This window comes from Herpetosiphon giganteus (genome assembly GCF_016907925.1).
Lineage (GTDB): Bacteria > Chloroflexota > Chloroflexia > Chloroflexales > Herpetosiphonaceae > Herpetosiphon > Herpetosiphon giganteus.
This window is the reverse complement of sequence record NZ_JAFBCZ010000008.1, coordinates 187,563-204,505: the sequence shown is the minus strand read 5'-3', so window position 1 is coordinate 204,505 and position 16,943 is coordinate 187,563. Positions and strand designations below refer to the sequence as shown.

Sequence of the window (16,943 nt, the reverse complement as noted above, 5' to 3'; positions counted from 1 at the left end):
TTGTGGGACGACCCGCAAGGCTCGGTAGCTACGTCTGGGACGGAGAACCGCTGACAGCATCTAAGTGGGAAACCGGCCACAAGATCAGTCATCCAGGCATAGAAATATGTGAGAGGCACCGTCGAGACGAGGCGGACAACTGGGGTGCTGTGGAGGCCGTGTGAACGGTAGAGCAGACACCCGCAGAAAGCCAAGCGATCATCGGTTGCCGCGCGTCGGCAAGCATGAAATCTGAATTGTATTGCTGCAATTTTCAAAATTATAGTTATGACGCTTATCTGTTGTTAGGTTTACCATTGGTACGTGTCGAGGTGGTTGTGCCCCACGCTGCTCCATCCCGAACCAGGCCGTGAACGCGACACACACCGAGGCTACTGCAGCACCCGCTGTGGGAACGTAGGGGGATGCGTACCATCCAAATGAATGCGCTAGCTGTTTCAAACAGCTAGCGCATTTTTGTACCTTTTTGCTGTTGGATGGATTAGTTGGCCATAGCATGAATGCTTTGTACGACACAGCCCTCATTCAACCAACTATTAATTCCATATCGTTACTCGTACTCAAGCAGCCTAAAATGCGAAACCGCCAGTTCATTGAACTGGCGGTTTGCTTTCGTCTTTTTGCTTCACGATAGGACTAGAGAAGTCCCCCCGTGATGCTACAATGACTACTATCACTCATTAGCATCACCTCCTTTATCCCTTGCGGTAGGTATCAATAAAGGTTATGTATGAAGTATAGCACGTAGAAAATCATTGTCAAGGTGTTGGAGTTAGGTCTTTAGACTGATTTAATGGCATTGTGATTGTCAGATTATTGGTGCCGCTAATCAGCGATGGAATAATCAATGCTTGCCCAATTGAAATAACATTAATATCTTCGAGCTTATTGGTTGCTGAAATTTCTTCGACGCTGGTGTTGAACGCTAAGGCTATCGATTCAAGCGTATCGCCATCACGCACAATATACAAGCCCAATGGTTGGGCGGTTGGCTGTAATTCATTTTTATAGGCTTCACGGGTTGCATCTAAATCGATAGTTGGAGCTGCGGTTAGATTAACAATTGGTTTTGGCGTTGGGCGGCTGGCAACAGGCGTGCCGCAACCAACTAAAGCTGCCAAAATCAAACCAACTGCTAATTGATCTCGTCGTTTCATTATGATCCTCTAGAGTGCTGGGGTTTCAAGCTTCAAGGCGCTTGCTTCAGCAGATTCTTGTTTTTGGACGTTGCGTCCAGCTAATAAAAGATAGGCATACATGCTACCAGCACTGATAATACCAACTGCTATCTTAAACCACAATGGGAGATATTGGGGTGATATAAACCCTTCAATCAAGCCCGCTAGGATGAGAAACATTACGATTGCGCCAGAAACTCTGAAGGCCCGTTGGGCGGCAATTGCCAAAGCAGCCCGCCGTGAAACCATGCCTGGCCGTAAGATTGCCCAAGCAAGTTGTAAGCCAGCACCCCCAGAGAGGAAGATGATGCTAAATTCAACTGGGCCGTGGGCGGCAACGAAATCCCATAAATTATCGGCAAAGCCCATATTTTGGGCCGCTCCCGAAACAATCCCTAAGTGTAAGCCATTATAGTAAAGTCCATACAAGCTTAGGATACCTAAACTTAGGCCACCAACAAAGACTTGAAACGAAACCATAATATTATTGCTGAGAATCATGGTCGCACCCTGAGCATTGTTATTGTTTAATGTTCGCCACCATTCATCTTCCTGTTGGATTAGCTCAATCATGCCTTGGTTTTCTGGCTGGAGGGCCACACCACGGGCTGGATCTTGATAGCTGATGATCCACGCAACCAGCGCTGGCAGAAAAAACGCCAGAAACGCAATGCCAGTAAATGGCAGTAGCTCACGAAATGCCTGCGGTAATTGATATAAAAAGTAGTTTTTTATGCCGGTTATGGGCGATTTGCGCTCACGATAAATGCTACTATGGCCTCGCGCAACCAGATCATTTAAATAGATCGTGAGCGGATGGCCAGGAAAATCGCGCCGCGCTTGGGCCAAATCGGACGTTGCTTGGCGATATAAGCGGCCAAGCTCTTGCAATTCGGCAGCATTCATGGCAATAATATTACTCTGAGCACGGCTGGTTAGCTGGGTTAATCGCTCCCAAGCATGATGTTTGGCATTGATAAAATCTTCTGCTACCATAAAGCAACTCCTCTACTGATTGTATTGTTTGGAGATAGAGATGATTGATAATCGGATGAACGATCGCTATATTATTGATACTCCGGAAAGTATTGAGTTTGGATATGATGTGGCTGGCATCGGGGCGCGCTTTGTGGCTGCATTAATCGATACTGCCCTCTTCTCAATTATTCTCTTTATTGCCTTTCGCTTATACATCGGCGATATCGGTATGCTCCTCTTCGTTGATCCGATGGCTATCCGAATTTTCTTTGCATTCTCTATTTTTACCGTTGTGATTTATTATATCGCCTTTGAACGCTTTTGGAATGGTCAAACGCCAGGTAAGCGGCTTTTGGGCATTCGGGTGGTGCAAGAGGCTGGCAAGCCACTTACGTTCACCGGTAGCTTGATTCGCAATTTAATTCGTTTGATTGATTTTGTGCCAGCATATTACTCGATTGGTTTATTGACCATGATGATCGATAAACGCGCTCGTCGCTTGGGCGATTTAGCCGCAAGTACGTTTGTGGTGCGCGATCGCCAACGGGTTACGCTTGAGATGTTGTTGCAATCGACTCGTAACGATAAAGTTGCGAGCGCATTAAAAGATAGTGGCGCAACGCTGCCAAATATCACAGCCTTGCGCCCAGTTGATATGGATTTGGTTCAAAACTTTTTGCTGCGCCGTGGCACTTTAGCCCCTGATCGCCGCTTACGGATTGCAACTCAATTGGCGTATGCGCTCTTTGGTCGGCTTGGCTATAGCGTACCTGGCGATCCTGAGCAGTTTTTGCAACAGGCTAACGATCAATATGTGTTGGTTCGGGCGCAAGCATTGCAGCAAGCAGCACCTGCACCTGTTGCAACAGATTCGTATGCCGCGCGTCGAGACTAACCCGATTGGGCAAGCGCCGAAACCATGCGCCTTGTTTGCGCGCAAAGCGATGAGTATTGAATTTGAGTTGGCTGATGCAGGCAGTGGCACTCTGTTGGCCCTGCCACAATGGCCGAAATTCTGCATAGCCCAACCCAGACATCGCTGGCAGTTCCCAGCCATACCCTTGACGAATTAAACCCCAAACCTCGGCAATTAGCCCTTGCTGAACCATGATCTCAACTCGTTGATCGATCCGCGCATACAGTTCGTCACGAGGCCGCTCCAAATCGAGCGTCAGGATGCGATAGGCTGGTGGCTGACGACGTTGCAACTGGCTAATTTGCTGCCCAGTTACCGCGAAAACTTCGAGCGCTCGAATAACCCGCCGCACATTGCTGGCATCAATCGCCGCTGCCGCCTCTGGATCAATGGCTTGCAGTTGTTGATGCAGGGCTACATGGCCTTCAAGCTCAGCTTGTTGCTCATAGCGTGCGCGCAATTCGTAATTGGGTGCAACCTCAGGAATGCTCCAGCCCTCTAATAAGGCCGCCATATACTGGCCGGTGCCGCCAACCAAAATTGGCAGTTTGGCCCGCTGAACAATGCTCGCAATCGCTGCATAGGCGGCGGCTTGGTAGGTCGCCAAGCTATAGTCCTGATCTGGGTTGACTACATCGATTAAATGATGTTTGACCAGCGCTTGTTCCGCAGGCGTTGGTTTGGCCGTGCCCAAATCCATGCCACGATAGACTAAGCGCGAATCGACCGAGACGATTTCGCCGTTCAAGGCTTGGGCTAAATCAAGTGAAAAGGCGGTTTTGCCAACCGCAGTTGCGCCAACAATGGCGATAATTAAAGGTTGTGATGCTTGCATGCGCGCTATGATACAAGTCTCAATCGATTGTTGCAATGTTAATTGCGATCTGATGCTATTTTAGCCATTTTTGAGGTACAGTAGTACAGGACTCTTTTGTGTTAGAGGATCAATCATGACTGAACAACCACCCAAACGTGATGATGATCAAGGCTTCGAAGGCCAAGCTGGCTACGATAGTGGCTTCCAAGATGGCAAATATACCAATCCTGAAATTGCTGAATCGGGCGACGTAGAGGATCGCGCTGGCTCGTATGAAGATGGCTTGCGGATTGAGCGTGATGATGCCATCGATCAAACCCTCGACGAGCAAGGGGAGGCTTAGGCGTGTTGCTTTATGATACCCTGCGTCAAACTCCGGTTGCCATGGAGCCAATCGATGGTTTTGTGCGCATGTATGTCTGTGGCGTGACTCCCTACGATACCACCCATATGGGTCATGCTCGCACCTATGTGGTCTATGATACAATTCGGCGCTATTTGGAATGGCAAGGTTTGCCAGTGATTTATGTGCAAAATGTGACCGATATTGATGATGATATTTTGCGCAAAAGTGCCGAACTTGGCCTGACGTGGGATGAGCTGGGCCGCCAAGAAACTGAGCGTTTCTTACGTGATATGGATTCGCTGAATGTGCGTATGCCTAATCACTATGTCAAAGCGACCGATGCGATCGCCAAAATCATCGAAGTGACCAGCGGCTTGATTGAGCGTGGCGTGGCCTACGAAAATCAAGGCAATGTCTATTTCAATGTGCATGCAGACCCCGATTTTGGCAGTTTGGCGCATAGCGATTATGCCAATATGTTGGAGATTGCCAACCAGCGCGGCAATTTCCCCGATGATCCGCATAAGCGTGATCCATTGGATTTTGTGTTGTGGCAAGCGACCAAACCTGGCGAACCATGGTGGGATAGTCCATGGGGTCGCGGTCGGCCAGGCTGGCATATTGAATGCACTGCTATGGTGCTGGAGTACCTTGGGCCACAAATTAATATTCATGGTGGCGGCAGCGATTTGCAGTTTCCGCATCATGCTTGTGAATTAGCCCAAGCAGAGAATTTTACCGGCCAAAGCCCACACGTTGAAGCTTGGTCGCATATTGGCATGGTTTTTTACGAAGGCGAGAAGATGAGCAAATCGCTGGGCAATTTAGTGTTGGCCAGCAAAACCCTTGAACACTATAGCGCCGATGCGATTCGGCTGGGCTTGCTCAAATATTATTATCGCGATCAATTTGAGTATAGCGACGAGGATGTGGCTTGGGGTGAGCGCACGGTTGAGCGCTTCAAGCTGGCGGTCAATAGTGGCGTAGCTGGTGGCGCGCTTCATGCTGAAGAGTTGCGCAATGAGGCAATCGCAGCACTTGATGCCGATTTTCAAACACCAGCATGTTTGCAAGCATTGATAACGTTGGCTGAAGCCAGCATCAATGGTGAAATTGACGACGCTGATCTCGCCGCCAGCACCCTTCGTGAGTTGGGCGCTGTGCTTGGTTTACGCAGCGAATTGTGGTAAATGCTCTCACTTCAACAAGGGTAGCCTCGACAACTACCCTTGTTGGCTCAAACTGCTTACTGACTTGGTGTCCCTAAATCTTCCTCAAGTGCATGCACTAATTGGCGAATATGCCGCCGATTTGCCCCAAGATCTGCACCGCCAACCTTGGATGCCGATTGGATATCCACGCGAGTTTGCCCGCCTTCATCATTAAAGGCCACAGTTAACTCATCGGTGAAGATTCCAAACATCACATCAATATCGACCTTGAGCGACATTTGGCTATCGGAACGATTGGTAATCGTCCAACCACGTTGGGCTTGAATCGACCGAATCCCTGCTTCATAGAGCGTCTTTTGATCTTGGCTGAAGCGAGGAGTCATCAGTTCGGGAATAAGCGGGGTATCACTGGTTGCCGCGCGATTGGTGGTTAGCCCACGTTCAAATTTATCGCGAAAGTTTGGCACAAAGCGGAAGGCATAAAACACTAAGCCAAGACAAATCACAAACAGTACGATCCGTTTGCCTGGAAACATTTTAGGTTGTGGCCGAAAAATCCAACGAACTGTTGAGAAGAGTGCGATCGAAGCTAAAAGAATCGAGCTTGCGACCACTACTTCCCATGGGAACACATCCTGATAGTAATTCATGCATCCTCCTAGGCAAAAAGAACGAATGGTACAAACGTTGCCTTGGTCTTTGGTCGATACGTGCTATGCTACCACATTCAGTGCAAGCTGTTGACGAGCCTCAATCGTTGCATCCACGAGTGCTTATCGTTGCGCTTGCCTAGGTTGTTTGGAGTTCCATATGTGCCCCACATTCCACCCTACATTGCAATGGGCCTCTTTTGGAATAGTGAGGAATCCGTGAATACAAAACGACAAGCACGCGGAATCAAGCGTTCATCGGTGATGAAAGTTCAGCGCCAGATGTTATTGCTGCGCTGTTTGGGGAGTGGCCCTAAAACGAGCGATGCCTTGATCGACGAAGTTAATAGCCAGATGCTTGAAGCGTATCCCAAGGCTGCTCGTGAAGCCTTACGTCACGATTTGCGGGCCTTGCGCGAGGTGTTTGGCTGTGTGATCGAGTATACGGCTTCGGTGGGCTATCGTTTGGTAAGCGTTGGCGATTTGGCTTTGCTCAATTTATCCAATGATGAAATTGCCGCTTTGCGCTTTCTCGATGCCAGCTATTCGGCCAATAGCAGCTTACCCGACCATCAACAGGTGCGGCGTTTGGTTGAGCGGATTATTGATTTCTTGCCGATCGAGCGGCGCGGAGCGTTGAATGCTGGCGAGCCAATTTTACACCAAGCTGGCCCAGTTGCTCCCTATGATCACGATGCTCAAATTATGCGCAATTTGCGCAAAGCAATTGCTCAACGGCGCGAAATTCGCTTTCGCTATAGCTCAAGCCAACGCGAAGGCGAAGAAAATCATCGGGTTGGCCCAGTTAATATTTTTACCCGCGATGGCCATGCTTATGTGTTGGGCTATTGCTTCGAAGGCCCGCAACAAATGGTCGAGCGCATTGGCCGCTATGTTGATTATCGGATTGACTATATCAGCAAAAATAGCTTGACGATTTTGCCCCGCGTGTTGCCACCTGCCTTGCCCAAACGCCCAACGTGGACGGTGAAGTATGAGCTGCGCGATGTTGTGGCGCGCAATAAAAAGGTCGCCCACTGGTTCGATAATACCGACATTCAATATCGCGACGATGGCTCGGCGCTGGTAACAGCCACGGTGCATAATCTTTGGCAAACCCGCCAAATTCTCTTGCGCTACTTGGATAATTGCCGAGTTTTAGAGCCGCCAGAGCTGATTGATATGATGCGGGCAACCGCCCAAGGCTTGCGTGATTTGTACCCGCCGAGTAGCAACGAAATTGGCTAAGCATATTGCTAGGCTTAGAGTACAGCTATTTTTGCAGATCTGAGTAGGCTATAGTACAATAAGGCGCACCCTTCGCTGTACGTGCGGTGGGAATTAGTTTTGAGCCAACACTTTATGAAGGGGAGCTGGGTTCCGCGACTAGTGCGGCTGGTGCTGCACGACTCAAGGGCTGGCACCCACCTGCGAAAGCAGGTTCAAAACTACCCCGCTCACGGCTGATTGAAGGGTGTTTTCTTTTATGCTCTATCTCTTTTTTGGCCCCGACGATTATACCCGCCAAGCGACAATTAACGCGCTCAAGGCGGCCTTTCCACCTGATGCCGCTGCATTCAATGTGGTGGTGCTCCATGGCAAATCTGCCAAACTCAACGATGTGCGTACTGCCTGCGAAGCCTATCCCGTGTTCCATGATCGCCGCTTGGTGATTGTGCATGATCTGCTGAAGAACGCCAAATCTGCTGAAGTGCGTGATGGCCTTAAAACCTTGGTTCAGCGCTTGCCCAATACAACCGACTTGGTGCTAAACGAAAGCGATGCGCCTGATAGTCGTTTGAGCGTGGTCAAGGATATTCAGGCTTTGGCCAAAAGCAAACAAGCAGAGCTACGTGAATTTAAATTGCGGGAAGGCAATGCGCTAATTGGTTGGATGCAGCAAGAAGCTCAATCCAATGGCGTGCAACTGCGCCCTGATGCAGCCCAACATTTGGTTGATTATGTGGGCAGTGACGGTTGGATGCTGCACAACGAAATTGCCAAGCTCGCTGCCTATGTGGGCGAACCTGGCACAATTGGCGTGCGCGAAGTTGATTTGTTGGTTGCCGACGAGACCGAGACCAATTTATTCAATTTTATTGATGCGCTATGTGCGCGCCGTGGTGCGGCGGCGGTGCAAGGCCTGAATGGCTTATTGGCCGATGATGCTGCGCCACTGTATATTTTGACCATGATCGCCCGTCAGGCGCGCTTGATGTTGGCCGCGCAGAGTGCGGGCAAGGTTGCGCCCGATGAATTGGCCAAGCTTTTGGGCCAAAAGCCATTTGTCGCGCGCAAAGCGGCAGAACAAGCCCGCAATTTTAGCCCAACTGAACTGCGGTTGCTCCACGAACGCGTGGTCCAAATTGACCACAGCATTAAAACAGGTAAAATCGACGCAGAAGGCGCACTAGCAAGCCTCGTTGGCGATTTTGGCTTTGCGCCAAGCAGAAAATAACGATTAAGGCCTTAGATTGCGGTTAACCCTATTGCGTAGAGCGATGCGACTCGTTAGAATAGATATGAGTCCAACAATCTGCCCATGCAACACGCAACCACACGCGAAGGATGTCCCATGGAAGAAATCCTCATCATCGACGATAGCCGTCAGATAGCCGATTTTTTGGCTGAGACGGTGCTGCCATACTATGGCTATCGTTCGCGCGTCGTACCCACAGGCTGGGAAGGTCTGGCTTTTTTGAAACAACGCCAGCCCGACCTCATTTTGCTTGATCTCCAACTTCCTGATACGTCGGGGCTTGATGTGCTTCGCCAAATGGGCGAACTTGGCTACGATATTCCGGTGATTTTGATGACCGCCCATGGTACCGAGCAAACTGCTGTCGAGGCCTTTCGACTTGGTGCCAAAAATTATTTGATCAAGCCGTTTGAGGCTTCAGAAGCAGGCGCAGCGATTGAGCGGGCCTTGCGCGAACGGCGTTTGCAGCGCGAAAAAGAGGTGCTAACCCGCACCTTGCAACAACGCTTGCAGGAGTTAACGATTCTCTCAAGCGTCGGCAAATCGGTTACTTCGTTGCTCGACCTTGAAGAATTGCTCGAACGGATCGTCGATGCTGGGGTCTATCTGACTCACGCCGAAGAAGGCTATTTGCTGCTGCGCGATGGCGATGAGCTGTATCTACGGGCTGCCAAAAATCTTGGCGAGGAGCGCGTGCAGCGTTTTCGGGTCAAGATGGATGATAATGTGGCTGGCCAGGTTATTCGCACGGTCAAGCCAATTCGGCTTGATCGCTCGCAGCACCAAGATCTTAAGTTGCGGACTGGGCTTTTGGTGCAGGCCATGTTGCAAGTGCCGCTCATTGTTGGTCGCCACGCAATTGGCGTGTTGGCGGTTGATAATCGGGTGCAGCAACGCACATTTAGCGAAAACGACCAATATTTGCTTTCGGCAATTGCCGATTATGCAGCGATTGCGATTGAAAATTCGCGTCTGTTTAAATCAACCCGCGATTCAGAGCAACGCTACCGCGAATTGTTCGATAACGCCAACGATATGATCTTCACGCTTGACCCGCAATTGCGAATTGCTTCGATCAACCGTCAAGGCGTGAAATTATTGGGCCTTGCTTTGCCCGAATTGATGCAGCGCACGCTGATTTCGCTGTGTGTGCCCGACGATCAAGCAGCAATTGAGCATCAATTGCAACGCCAATTGGCCAAAGCTGCTGGCGATGGTGGCGCGTTTCCATTAACGTTGCGCCGCGCCAATGGCGAAGATTTGCATATTGAAGTCAGTGCGCAACTGATGCAACGCGGCGATCAGGTGATTGGCCTGCACTGTATTGCGCGTGATGTGACCGACCGCCGCCGTTTGGAATTGCAATTGCTGCAAGCAGAAAAGCTCTCAGCAATTGGCCAATTGGTAGCTGGGGTTGCCCACGAGTTGAACAATCCAATGACCAGCATCAAAGGCTTTGCCGAACTCTTGTTGCGCCGCAAAGATTTGGATGATGATGCGCGGACCGACCTCAATTACATTAATAATCAAGCTGAGCGCGCAGCGCGCATTGTAACCAACCTGCTGACCTTTGCGCGTGAGCATCAGCCGCAGCGGGTTGCCGTTGATGTCAATAAAGTGATCGACGACACGCTGAGCTTGCATAGCTACCACTTGCGAGTCGATAACATCAAAGTGCAACGCCAGTTCGAGCCAAATCTCCCCAATACCGTGGCCGATCCATACCAATTACAACAGGTTTTTCTGAATTTGATTGGCAATGCGCATCAGGCAATGGCCGAAAAAGGCAGCGGTGGCTTCCTGACGGTCAAAACTGAGCGGGTTGATGACGAAATTCGGATCAACATTGGCGATACTGGCCCGGGCATTCCGCAGCATCTGGTTGGCCGGATCTTCGATCCATTTTTTACGACCAAGCCAGTTGGCAAGGGCACAGGGCTTGGGTTATCGATCTGCTACAACATTTTGCATGATCATGGCGGCAATATTTGGGTCGATAGCGTGGCCAACGAAGGCACTACCTTCCATTTGGCCTTGCCTGTGGTCGAGGGCGAAAATCCTGAACTGATCAACGATGATGATCGTGAAACCACCGTCAAGCCCGACCAAGCCTACAAAATTTTGGTCGTTGACGATGAAGAAGGTGTGGCCCAAGTCATTCAACGCTTAGTGCGCGATTTGGGCCATCAGCCGATGGTTGTGGCCAGCGGCGAGGCCGCCTTGCAAGCAGTCGATCAAGCTCAGTTCGATTTGATTCTGAGCGATGTTAAAATGCCTGGTATGAACGGTTTTCAACTGTATCGGGCCTTGCAGCAAAAATCGCCCGATTTAGCCAAGCATTTTATCTTCATCACTGGCGATACGATGAGTCCGGCGACGCTGACCGCAATGCGCCAAATTGGCACGCCGATGATTGCCAAGCCCTTCTCGGCCAAGAAACTCGAACGCACGATTAATGAGTTTATGGCCCGTGAAGCAGCGGTTGAACGCGAAGCCGAAATTTAGCAGTAGCGAAATTGGGGATCAGGCTGGAATGGCCTGATCCTCTTTTTTTGATCCACGAAGCGCACGAAGAGCACGAAGGCCGGAAACCGCGAAGCGCGCGAAGAGCACGAAGAATGTTTTTCGCCACAGATTGCCACAGATTATTTAGATTATGGCCTCCTAGCCCAAAGCCATTATTTTTCTACCCCTCTGCTTTAATGTTTTTCTAGCCACGAATTGCACGAATTGCACGAATGATTATTTTTTAGCCACGAATTGCACGAATTACACGAAGGGTCAGTATTTTAGCCACAGATTGCCACAGATGATTATGATTGGGTATTGGCTCTCGATTTTTGATTTCTGACTTTTGATTTCTGACTTTTAATTTCTGACTTCTGACTTTCAGTATTCATCCTTCATCCCTCATCCTTCATCCTTTTCCCCCCTTGTCATCCGATTGTCATTTAAAAGCCTGCTTTTGCTGTCAGGCTCATGCTACTGTGTGTAGCAACGGCTACGATTTAACCTAGTTCTGGGGGTTGCGATGAAACGAGTTGCATTTTGGTTGGTTGCGCAAGTGCGTAGCATTCGTCAGCCATTGCGGTGGCTGGCTTGGCCTGTGGCCATTATTGCGGCCTTGTTTGTGGTGGCGGCTTCGGCTCAAACTGGCGAACGCCGTTCGAGTTCATTCGAGCCAGTTCAAGTTGTGCTCGATACCAATGCCTTAGGTCGCGGCAATGGGCAGCGCACGCGCGTCACGCCCGATGGCATTCAGCCAGAGGCTGCTGGCGGTATGTTGATTACGGTGCCGCAACAGGTCAATCAATTTAGCGATTTGCTGGCTTCATGGCGGGCCGATGAGCCGCTCTCGTCAACCTTGCATATTTCCATGCGGGTTTCGAGCGATGGCAGCAATTGGTCGCGCTGGGCGTTGATTGAAGAATCGCATGATTTTTTGGATGAACGCGATGCAGCCGATGTGCATTGGGGTTCGCCAATGTTTGCTGGTTTGGCAACCTGGTGGCAAGCCAAAATTGAGTTTGGGCCTGCCCCAGATGGAAGTTTGCCAATCCTGCGCGGGTTGCGGGTTAGCACGGTTGATGTTGGGGCATTAACTCCAACTGAGCCAGAGGCCGCTGCCGAACGGGCAACCGATGTCGCCAAGCCGCCTGTGGTGAGCCGCACTGGTTGGGGCAGCCCCGATGGCCAAGGCAGCCGCGTGGCTCCAGCCTACTATCCAGTAACCCATATGGTTGTGCACCATACCGCCGATGCCAATAGCTTAGGTGGCAGCGAAGGCTGGTGGGGCGATCGGATTCGGGCAATTTGGTCGTTTCATACCTTTACCCGTGGTTGGGGCGATATTGGCTACAACTATCTGATTGCGCCCGATGGCACGATTTTCGAAGGCCGCGCTGGCGGCGATAATGCAGTAGCCTTTCACGATACAGGCAATTATGGCTCGATGGGTGTTTCGATGGTTGGCACCTATGCCAGCGTACCGCCCACCAGCACCGCCCAAAATAGCTTGGTTGAATTATTGGCTTGGAAAGCTGAACAACGCGGCATCGATCCGCTTGGTCGGGCCTATTATTATGGTTGCGATATTTCCCGCTATTGTGGTAATCCTGGGGCAATTACCGCGAATATTGGTGGCCATCGCGATGTGGCCAATAATCCAGTGGGCTACACGTCCTGCCCTGGCGATAATTTGTATGGCTTATTGCCAACCATTCGTTCGCGGGTGCAATCGCGCTTGAGCAGCACGCCCGATAACGGCGATATGACGATCGATGATCTGGAATCGAGCTTTACGCGCTCGGCTGCTCAATGGTACGAAGCTGCTTGTGGTGATGGCGGGCATATTTTCTACACCTACTCGACGAACGATCCGCTGGAAAGTAGCAATAGTGGGCGCTGGCGCAATGCGAATATTGTGGCTGGCAATTATCGAATTTTTGCCCATGTGCCGCAAAATTGTGGTGCGCTGAATGCGACCCAAAGCGCACGCTACACGGTTTGGCAAAATGGGGTCCAAATTGGCGAACGGGTGTTGAGCCAAGATACCACCACCGAGTGGATTGAAATTACGACGAGTCCATTGGCGCTTTCTGGTGTGCCGGTCGAAGTGCACTTAACCGATTTGACCAACGAGCCGTTGAGCGCTGAGCGTAAGGTGATTTTCGATACTGTGCGCTGGGTCAAGCAAGATACCCAAGTCGACGTTGCGCTCGAATCAGTCAATTATGATCGCACAACCTTGGCTGGTGGCGAGTTGCTCAAAGTAACCTTTCGGGTGCGCAACACTGGCAATGTGACACTGGAAACCCAAGCCCCCGACGCTGGTAGCCCAAGCGATAGCACCACTGGCTACACCTACGATGAAGGCGAATGTTTCCTTGGCAATGGCAACGACGGCTATCCGAGCTATCCGAAAGAATCTGGTCGTTTTCGGCTGGTGCTTGGTGGCGATGGCCTGACCTTGGCCTGCGCTGGCGATACTGGCGGCTATCCATGGCGCTGGAGCATTGGCGGCGATCTTGCGCCAGGCGAGGCTCGTGATTTGGTTGGCTATGTCCGCTTTCGCAATCACACCACCAGCCCGCGCCAAGTAACTTTGCGCGCTGGGTTGGTGCAAGAATATGTACGTTACTTTAGCCAAAACCAAGCCAGTCAAATCATCACGATCAATCCTGAAAATGACGCACCACAATCGTTGATTTATAACGATTGGCAGCCACAGGCCTTGGTCTATGAGTTGGGCGCGATTCCCGATGATTTTCTGGCCCGCACCGCCAACCCGCTTTCGATTCCCGAAGGCGCTTTGTTGGGCAGTTTTGGTTGGAGCGGCACACGCCTCGATTTAGGCGATGGTGGCTTGTTCGGCCAAAATGATCGCTTTATCGTGCGCCAAACTAGGAGTTTTGTGGCTCCGGTTGCTGGCAACTATCGCTTTCGCCTAACCTCGGATGATGGCGCTTGGCTCTGGATTGATGAGGAATTGGTGGCCGAGGCACATGGCCTGCACCCTGAGCGCGAAGTGATGGGCGAGCGTTGGCTGAGCGCTGGCGAGCATCAGCTTGGCTTCAAATATTTTGAGCGCACCTCGCAAGCGGTGTTGAGTTACGATTGGCAAACCCCAAGCGGTAACGATTTCAGCCCAATTCCGGTTAATATCGGAGCCGGAGCTGTGCGCTATGGCAACTATTTTGCGCCAAATGCCGAAATGACCATCGTGGCTGATGATCATGGTGGCTCGGGCGTTGCTAGCATTCGTTGGCGCTGGAATGGCAGTGCTTGGGAAGAAGATGCAGGCAGCATGTTGACCTTTACACCTGGCGGTGGCAACTTTACCTTGGAATATGCCGCCCGTGATGCTGCTGGCAATTTGGAAGCGACGCGCAGCCTCAGTTGGCAAGTTGATGCTAGCCCGCCTAGCTCAACCGTAAGCAGTGCCACCGTTGAGCCAACCGGCGTGATTCGGCTAAATTTAAATAGCAATGATGTTGGCAGCGGCGTGCGCCAAATTGAAATAAGCGTGCGCGACCAAGCTGATGGCCAATGGTCGGTTTGGACGGTTGTGCCAGCCAGCAGCTCACCAGGATTTATTGGTCAGCCCGATCATCGCTACGATTTTCGCAGCCGCGCAATCGATAACGTTAACAATCGCGAGGTTGAACACACTGGGGTTGATGCTAGCGCCGCTGTGCCAAGTGACGCTAGTTTCTACCATATTCATACGCCGCTGGTGATGAAAAACTAAGCAAGGATGCAAGACCCGCTGCTTGAGGTGAGTAGCGGGTCTTCAAAAATCGTAGATCATGTGAATTTCCTCTAGCCGTTGATGTTCATAGTTCCTCAATTCTGTTTCGCTCGCGCTAACTGTACAGAATGTGCTATGGCCTTGGAATCTACCTGAATTTGCATCGATTGCATACACCATTGAGCCATCCCAATTGGTAGTAAAACTATCGATTGTCTGCAAGATCGAATTCTGCCATACTTGCTTGCCGCTCTGGCGATCGAAGGCATAGAAGGTTGTGCTATACGAATCGCTATCACGAATGATGATTGTTTGTTGATTGCCACTAATTTGAACATCAGCCATGCTAAGGACAGACTTATTCGAACTATCAAACCCAAACATCTCAAATTGCATTGATCGATGCAGATTTTGGTTGAGTTGTTGTTCAAGTTCTAGTTTGGTTGAATTGATGGTTTTGTGCTGTTGAAGATCATAGGTCAGCACTTGTTGATCAGCAGTCAGCAGCGTGAGCAGATTGGGGTTGGCTGGGGAGATTTCATAATCAAGATAATCGCTAAACGGCAAGCCTTGATCGTAACGATACAAAATAGTATTGCTCTCAAGATAACGACATGTGCATTCAGACGTTGCTGGCTTTATCGCGCCGCTGTCGGCATCAATAATCAGGTTTTGTTGCTTCAGTTCAATCACTCGTCCAAACGATTCTTGGCCTTGCTGGGAACCTTGCATCGCATCGACTGTACCAGTTATTGGCCCGATTGGTAGTGGTAGCTCACCACTGGAGCCTGAGACCGAATTCGGTATATCGTAGATCGAATTTGAGTTACTTTCGACGGGGACGGCATAAGCAAATGATTGCTGTGAGTTAAGTTGCTGTTTTGGAATGATATTGAATGCTTGATTGAAGTTGGCTGTTTGATTTGCCTGGCTTGGAGCATAGGCGGAGAGATACAGCTCAGCCTGATCGGGACTACTATACAAGCCAAGAATTGTGCTCGAATCTGGTTCATAGGGCAGCGATTGCTGCCAAATTGGTTGTTCGTCGCTGCTTTTACGGCTGAGCAGATAGTGTGATTCATGCTTGCTCAGCTCAACACGATCACCGTTATTGGCGATAATTAATGCCTCGACATTATTTGCTTGCCACATTTGCTGATCAGCATGCATGGCGCGCACAAAATGATTTTGCTCGCGATCAACGCCTTTGATCAAAAGCAGTTGCTGTTCTGGCGTGTCTGGCATGTGATCGGCCATGGCTAAAGCAAGCGCATCGTGGTTGGGTGCTGGATCGGCATTTGTGCGTTTGGCCAAATACATGCCGCCCAATAATACGACCACAATCAACAAGGCGTTGAGGGTATGTTTGTAGGTGCTTAATTTGGTCAAACGCTTGATGTTATGGCTTGGCGCAGCCAAACGCTCGCTCTGGCCAAAGATTGAGCGCAGGTTGCGTTGCATAGTTTTGGTTTTTTCAAGTAATTCGCGCAGTTGTGGCTCTTGATCAAGGCGTTGTTCAAAGGCTTGACGATCACTCGTGCCAAACCGCTGATCAAGATAATCAAGCACTGCCGCTAGATCATGGTTCATACATCCTCCAAGTGGTTGCGTAGTTGGGTATGGGCAGTGTGTAAACGCGACCGCACTGTGCCAATTGGGCATTCTAAAATAGCTGCAATTTGTTCGTAACTTAGGTCGTGAAAGTAGCGCAACACAATCACGCTGCGCAATTTCAACGATAAGTTGCTAATGGCGTTCCAGATAACTTGCTCCTCCTCGCTGCGTAACAAATTATCAAGGGTCGTCGCTTGCGGTTGTTCTGTCTCAGGTCGTAATTGTTCGCCCAGCCAGCGGCTTAGCCGTTTGCGGGTGCTTAAACAACAATTTACCGTGATATGGTGCAGCCAGGTTGACCATGCTCCTCGTTCAGGGTCAAAGCGCACCAAAGCCCGATTAACCCGCATCCAGACCTCTTGGGCGACATCTTCAGCATGACCCCAATCTGCCAAAATTAAATAGGCAGTTCGGAGCACCATTGCGTGATAACGACTATGCAATGATTCGAGTGTTTCGCTGTGCAATTGCTGAAATTCTGTCATAACAGATGAATTCATCGGAGCTTTCCCTCATGCATGCTTGCTCAACTATACTGAGGGC

The 16,943-nt window shown here is 50.4% G+C and carries 13 protein-coding genes, 1 rRNA gene and 1 other RNA gene; 9 read left to right on the top strand and 6 right to left on the bottom strand.

The window, feature by feature from the left end; translation table 11 throughout:
• Nucleotides 1-207 (top strand): 23S ribosomal RNA (locus JOD20_RS09910); the annotation flags it as partial.
• 551 nt (nt 208-758) lie between these two features.
• Here the strand turns inward: JOD20_RS09910 and JOD20_RS09905 are convergent.
• Nucleotides 759-1,157, bottom strand: coding sequence for a LysM peptidoglycan-binding domain-containing protein (locus JOD20_RS09905; RefSeq protein ID WP_204755112.1), 399 nt, complete (start codon nt 1,155-1,157; stop codon nt 759-761).
• Nucleotides 1,158-1,166: 9 nt separating this feature from the next.
• Entirely contained in the window at nt 1,167-2,174 is a 1,008-nt protein-coding gene (locus JOD20_RS09900) for a stage II sporulation protein M (protein ID WP_204755111.1), read from the bottom strand.
• A 40-nt stretch (nt 2,175-2,214) separates the two neighbouring features.
• Between JOD20_RS09900 and JOD20_RS09895 the strand changes: the two genes are divergently transcribed.
• A complete protein-coding gene (locus tag JOD20_RS09895) occupies nt 2,215-3,051 on the top strand; it encodes an RDD family protein (RefSeq protein WP_204755110.1) in 837 nt (278 codons plus the stop codon).
• Here JOD20_RS09895 and miaA read toward each other — a convergent pair.
• On the bottom strand, nt 2,957-3,907 hold the full coding sequence (miaA, locus tag JOD20_RS09890; protein WP_204755109.1) for a tRNA (adenosine(37)-N6)-dimethylallyltransferase MiaA: 951 nt from the start codon (nt 3,905-3,907) through the stop codon (nt 2,957-2,959). The two genes, JOD20_RS09895 and miaA, sit on opposite strands and share 95 nt — an antisense overlap.
• 115 nt (nt 3,908-4,022) lie before the next feature.
• Here miaA and JOD20_RS09885 point away from each other — a divergent pair, with 115 nt between their 5' ends.
• Together JOD20_RS09885 and cysS are read left to right on the top strand one after the other, a co-directional pair.
• Nucleotides 4,023-4,232, top strand: coding sequence for a hypothetical protein (locus JOD20_RS09885; protein ID WP_054535415.1), 210 nt, complete (start codon nt 4,023-4,025; stop codon nt 4,230-4,232).
• Nucleotides 4,233-4,234: 2 nt separating this feature from the next.
• Nucleotides 4,235-5,425 carry a cysteine--tRNA ligase gene (gene cysS, locus JOD20_RS09880; RefSeq protein ID WP_204755108.1) on the top strand — a complete coding sequence of 397 codons (1,191 nt, stop codon included), beginning with the start codon at nt 4,235-4,237 and terminating at the stop codon, nt 5,423-5,425.
• 56 nt (nt 5,426-5,481) lie between these two features.
• Here cysS and JOD20_RS09875 read toward each other — a convergent pair whose 3' ends face one another.
• Nucleotides 5,482-6,057, bottom strand: a complete 576-nt coding sequence (locus JOD20_RS09875) for a DUF1499 domain-containing protein (protein ID WP_204755107.1) — start codon at nt 6,055-6,057, stop codon at nt 5,482-5,484.
• Nucleotides 6,058-6,276: 219 nt separating this feature from the next.
• Here JOD20_RS09875 and JOD20_RS26870 point away from each other — a divergent pair, with 219 nt between their 5' ends.
• The 5 genes from JOD20_RS26870 (at nt 6,277) to JOD20_RS09850 (ending at nt 14,786) form a co-directional block, all read left to right on the top strand.
• Nucleotides 6,277-7,305, top strand: coding sequence for a WCX domain-containing protein (locus JOD20_RS26870; protein WP_204755106.1), 1,029 nt, complete (start codon nt 6,277-6,279; stop codon nt 7,303-7,305).
• Between the two features lie 64 nt (nt 7,306-7,369).
• Nucleotides 7,370-7,537, top strand: a non-coding RNA gene (ssrS, locus tag JOD20_RS09865) — 6S RNA.
• Nucleotides 7,538-7,543: 6 nt separating this feature from the next.
• Nucleotides 7,544-8,515 (top strand): DNA polymerase III subunit delta, encoded by a 972-nt coding sequence (gene holA, locus JOD20_RS09860; protein ID WP_204755105.1) that lies wholly within the window; start codon nt 7,544-7,546, stop codon nt 8,513-8,515.
• A 117-nt stretch (nt 8,516-8,632) separates the two neighbouring features.
• Nucleotides 8,633-11,041, top strand: a complete 2,409-nt coding sequence (locus JOD20_RS09855; protein ID WP_204755104.1) for a hybrid sensor histidine kinase/response regulator — start codon at nt 8,633-8,635, stop codon at nt 11,039-11,041.
• Nucleotides 11,042-11,567: 526 nt separating this feature from the next.
• Nucleotides 11,568-14,786 carry an N-acetylmuramoyl-L-alanine amidase gene (locus tag JOD20_RS09850; protein ID WP_204755103.1) on the top strand — a complete coding sequence of 1,073 codons (3,219 nt, stop codon included), beginning with the start codon at nt 11,568-11,570 and terminating at the stop codon, nt 14,784-14,786.
• Nucleotides 14,787-14,828: 42 nt separating this feature from the next.
• Here JOD20_RS09850 and JOD20_RS09845 read toward each other — a convergent pair whose 3' ends face one another.
• Together JOD20_RS09845 and JOD20_RS09840 are read right to left on the bottom strand one after the other, a co-directional pair.
• Nucleotides 14,829-16,376: a PQQ-like beta-propeller repeat protein gene (locus JOD20_RS09845; RefSeq protein ID WP_204755102.1), complete on the bottom strand. Its 1,548-nt coding sequence runs from the start codon at nt 16,374-16,376 to the stop codon at nt 14,829-14,831.
• On the bottom strand, nt 16,373-16,900 hold the full coding sequence (locus tag JOD20_RS09840) for an RNA polymerase sigma factor (protein WP_054535423.1): 528 nt from the start codon (nt 16,898-16,900) through the stop codon (nt 16,373-16,375). The genes JOD20_RS09845 and JOD20_RS09840 overlap by 4 nt, the downstream gene beginning before the upstream one ends.
• Nucleotides 16,901-16,943 lie beyond the last annotated feature (43 nt).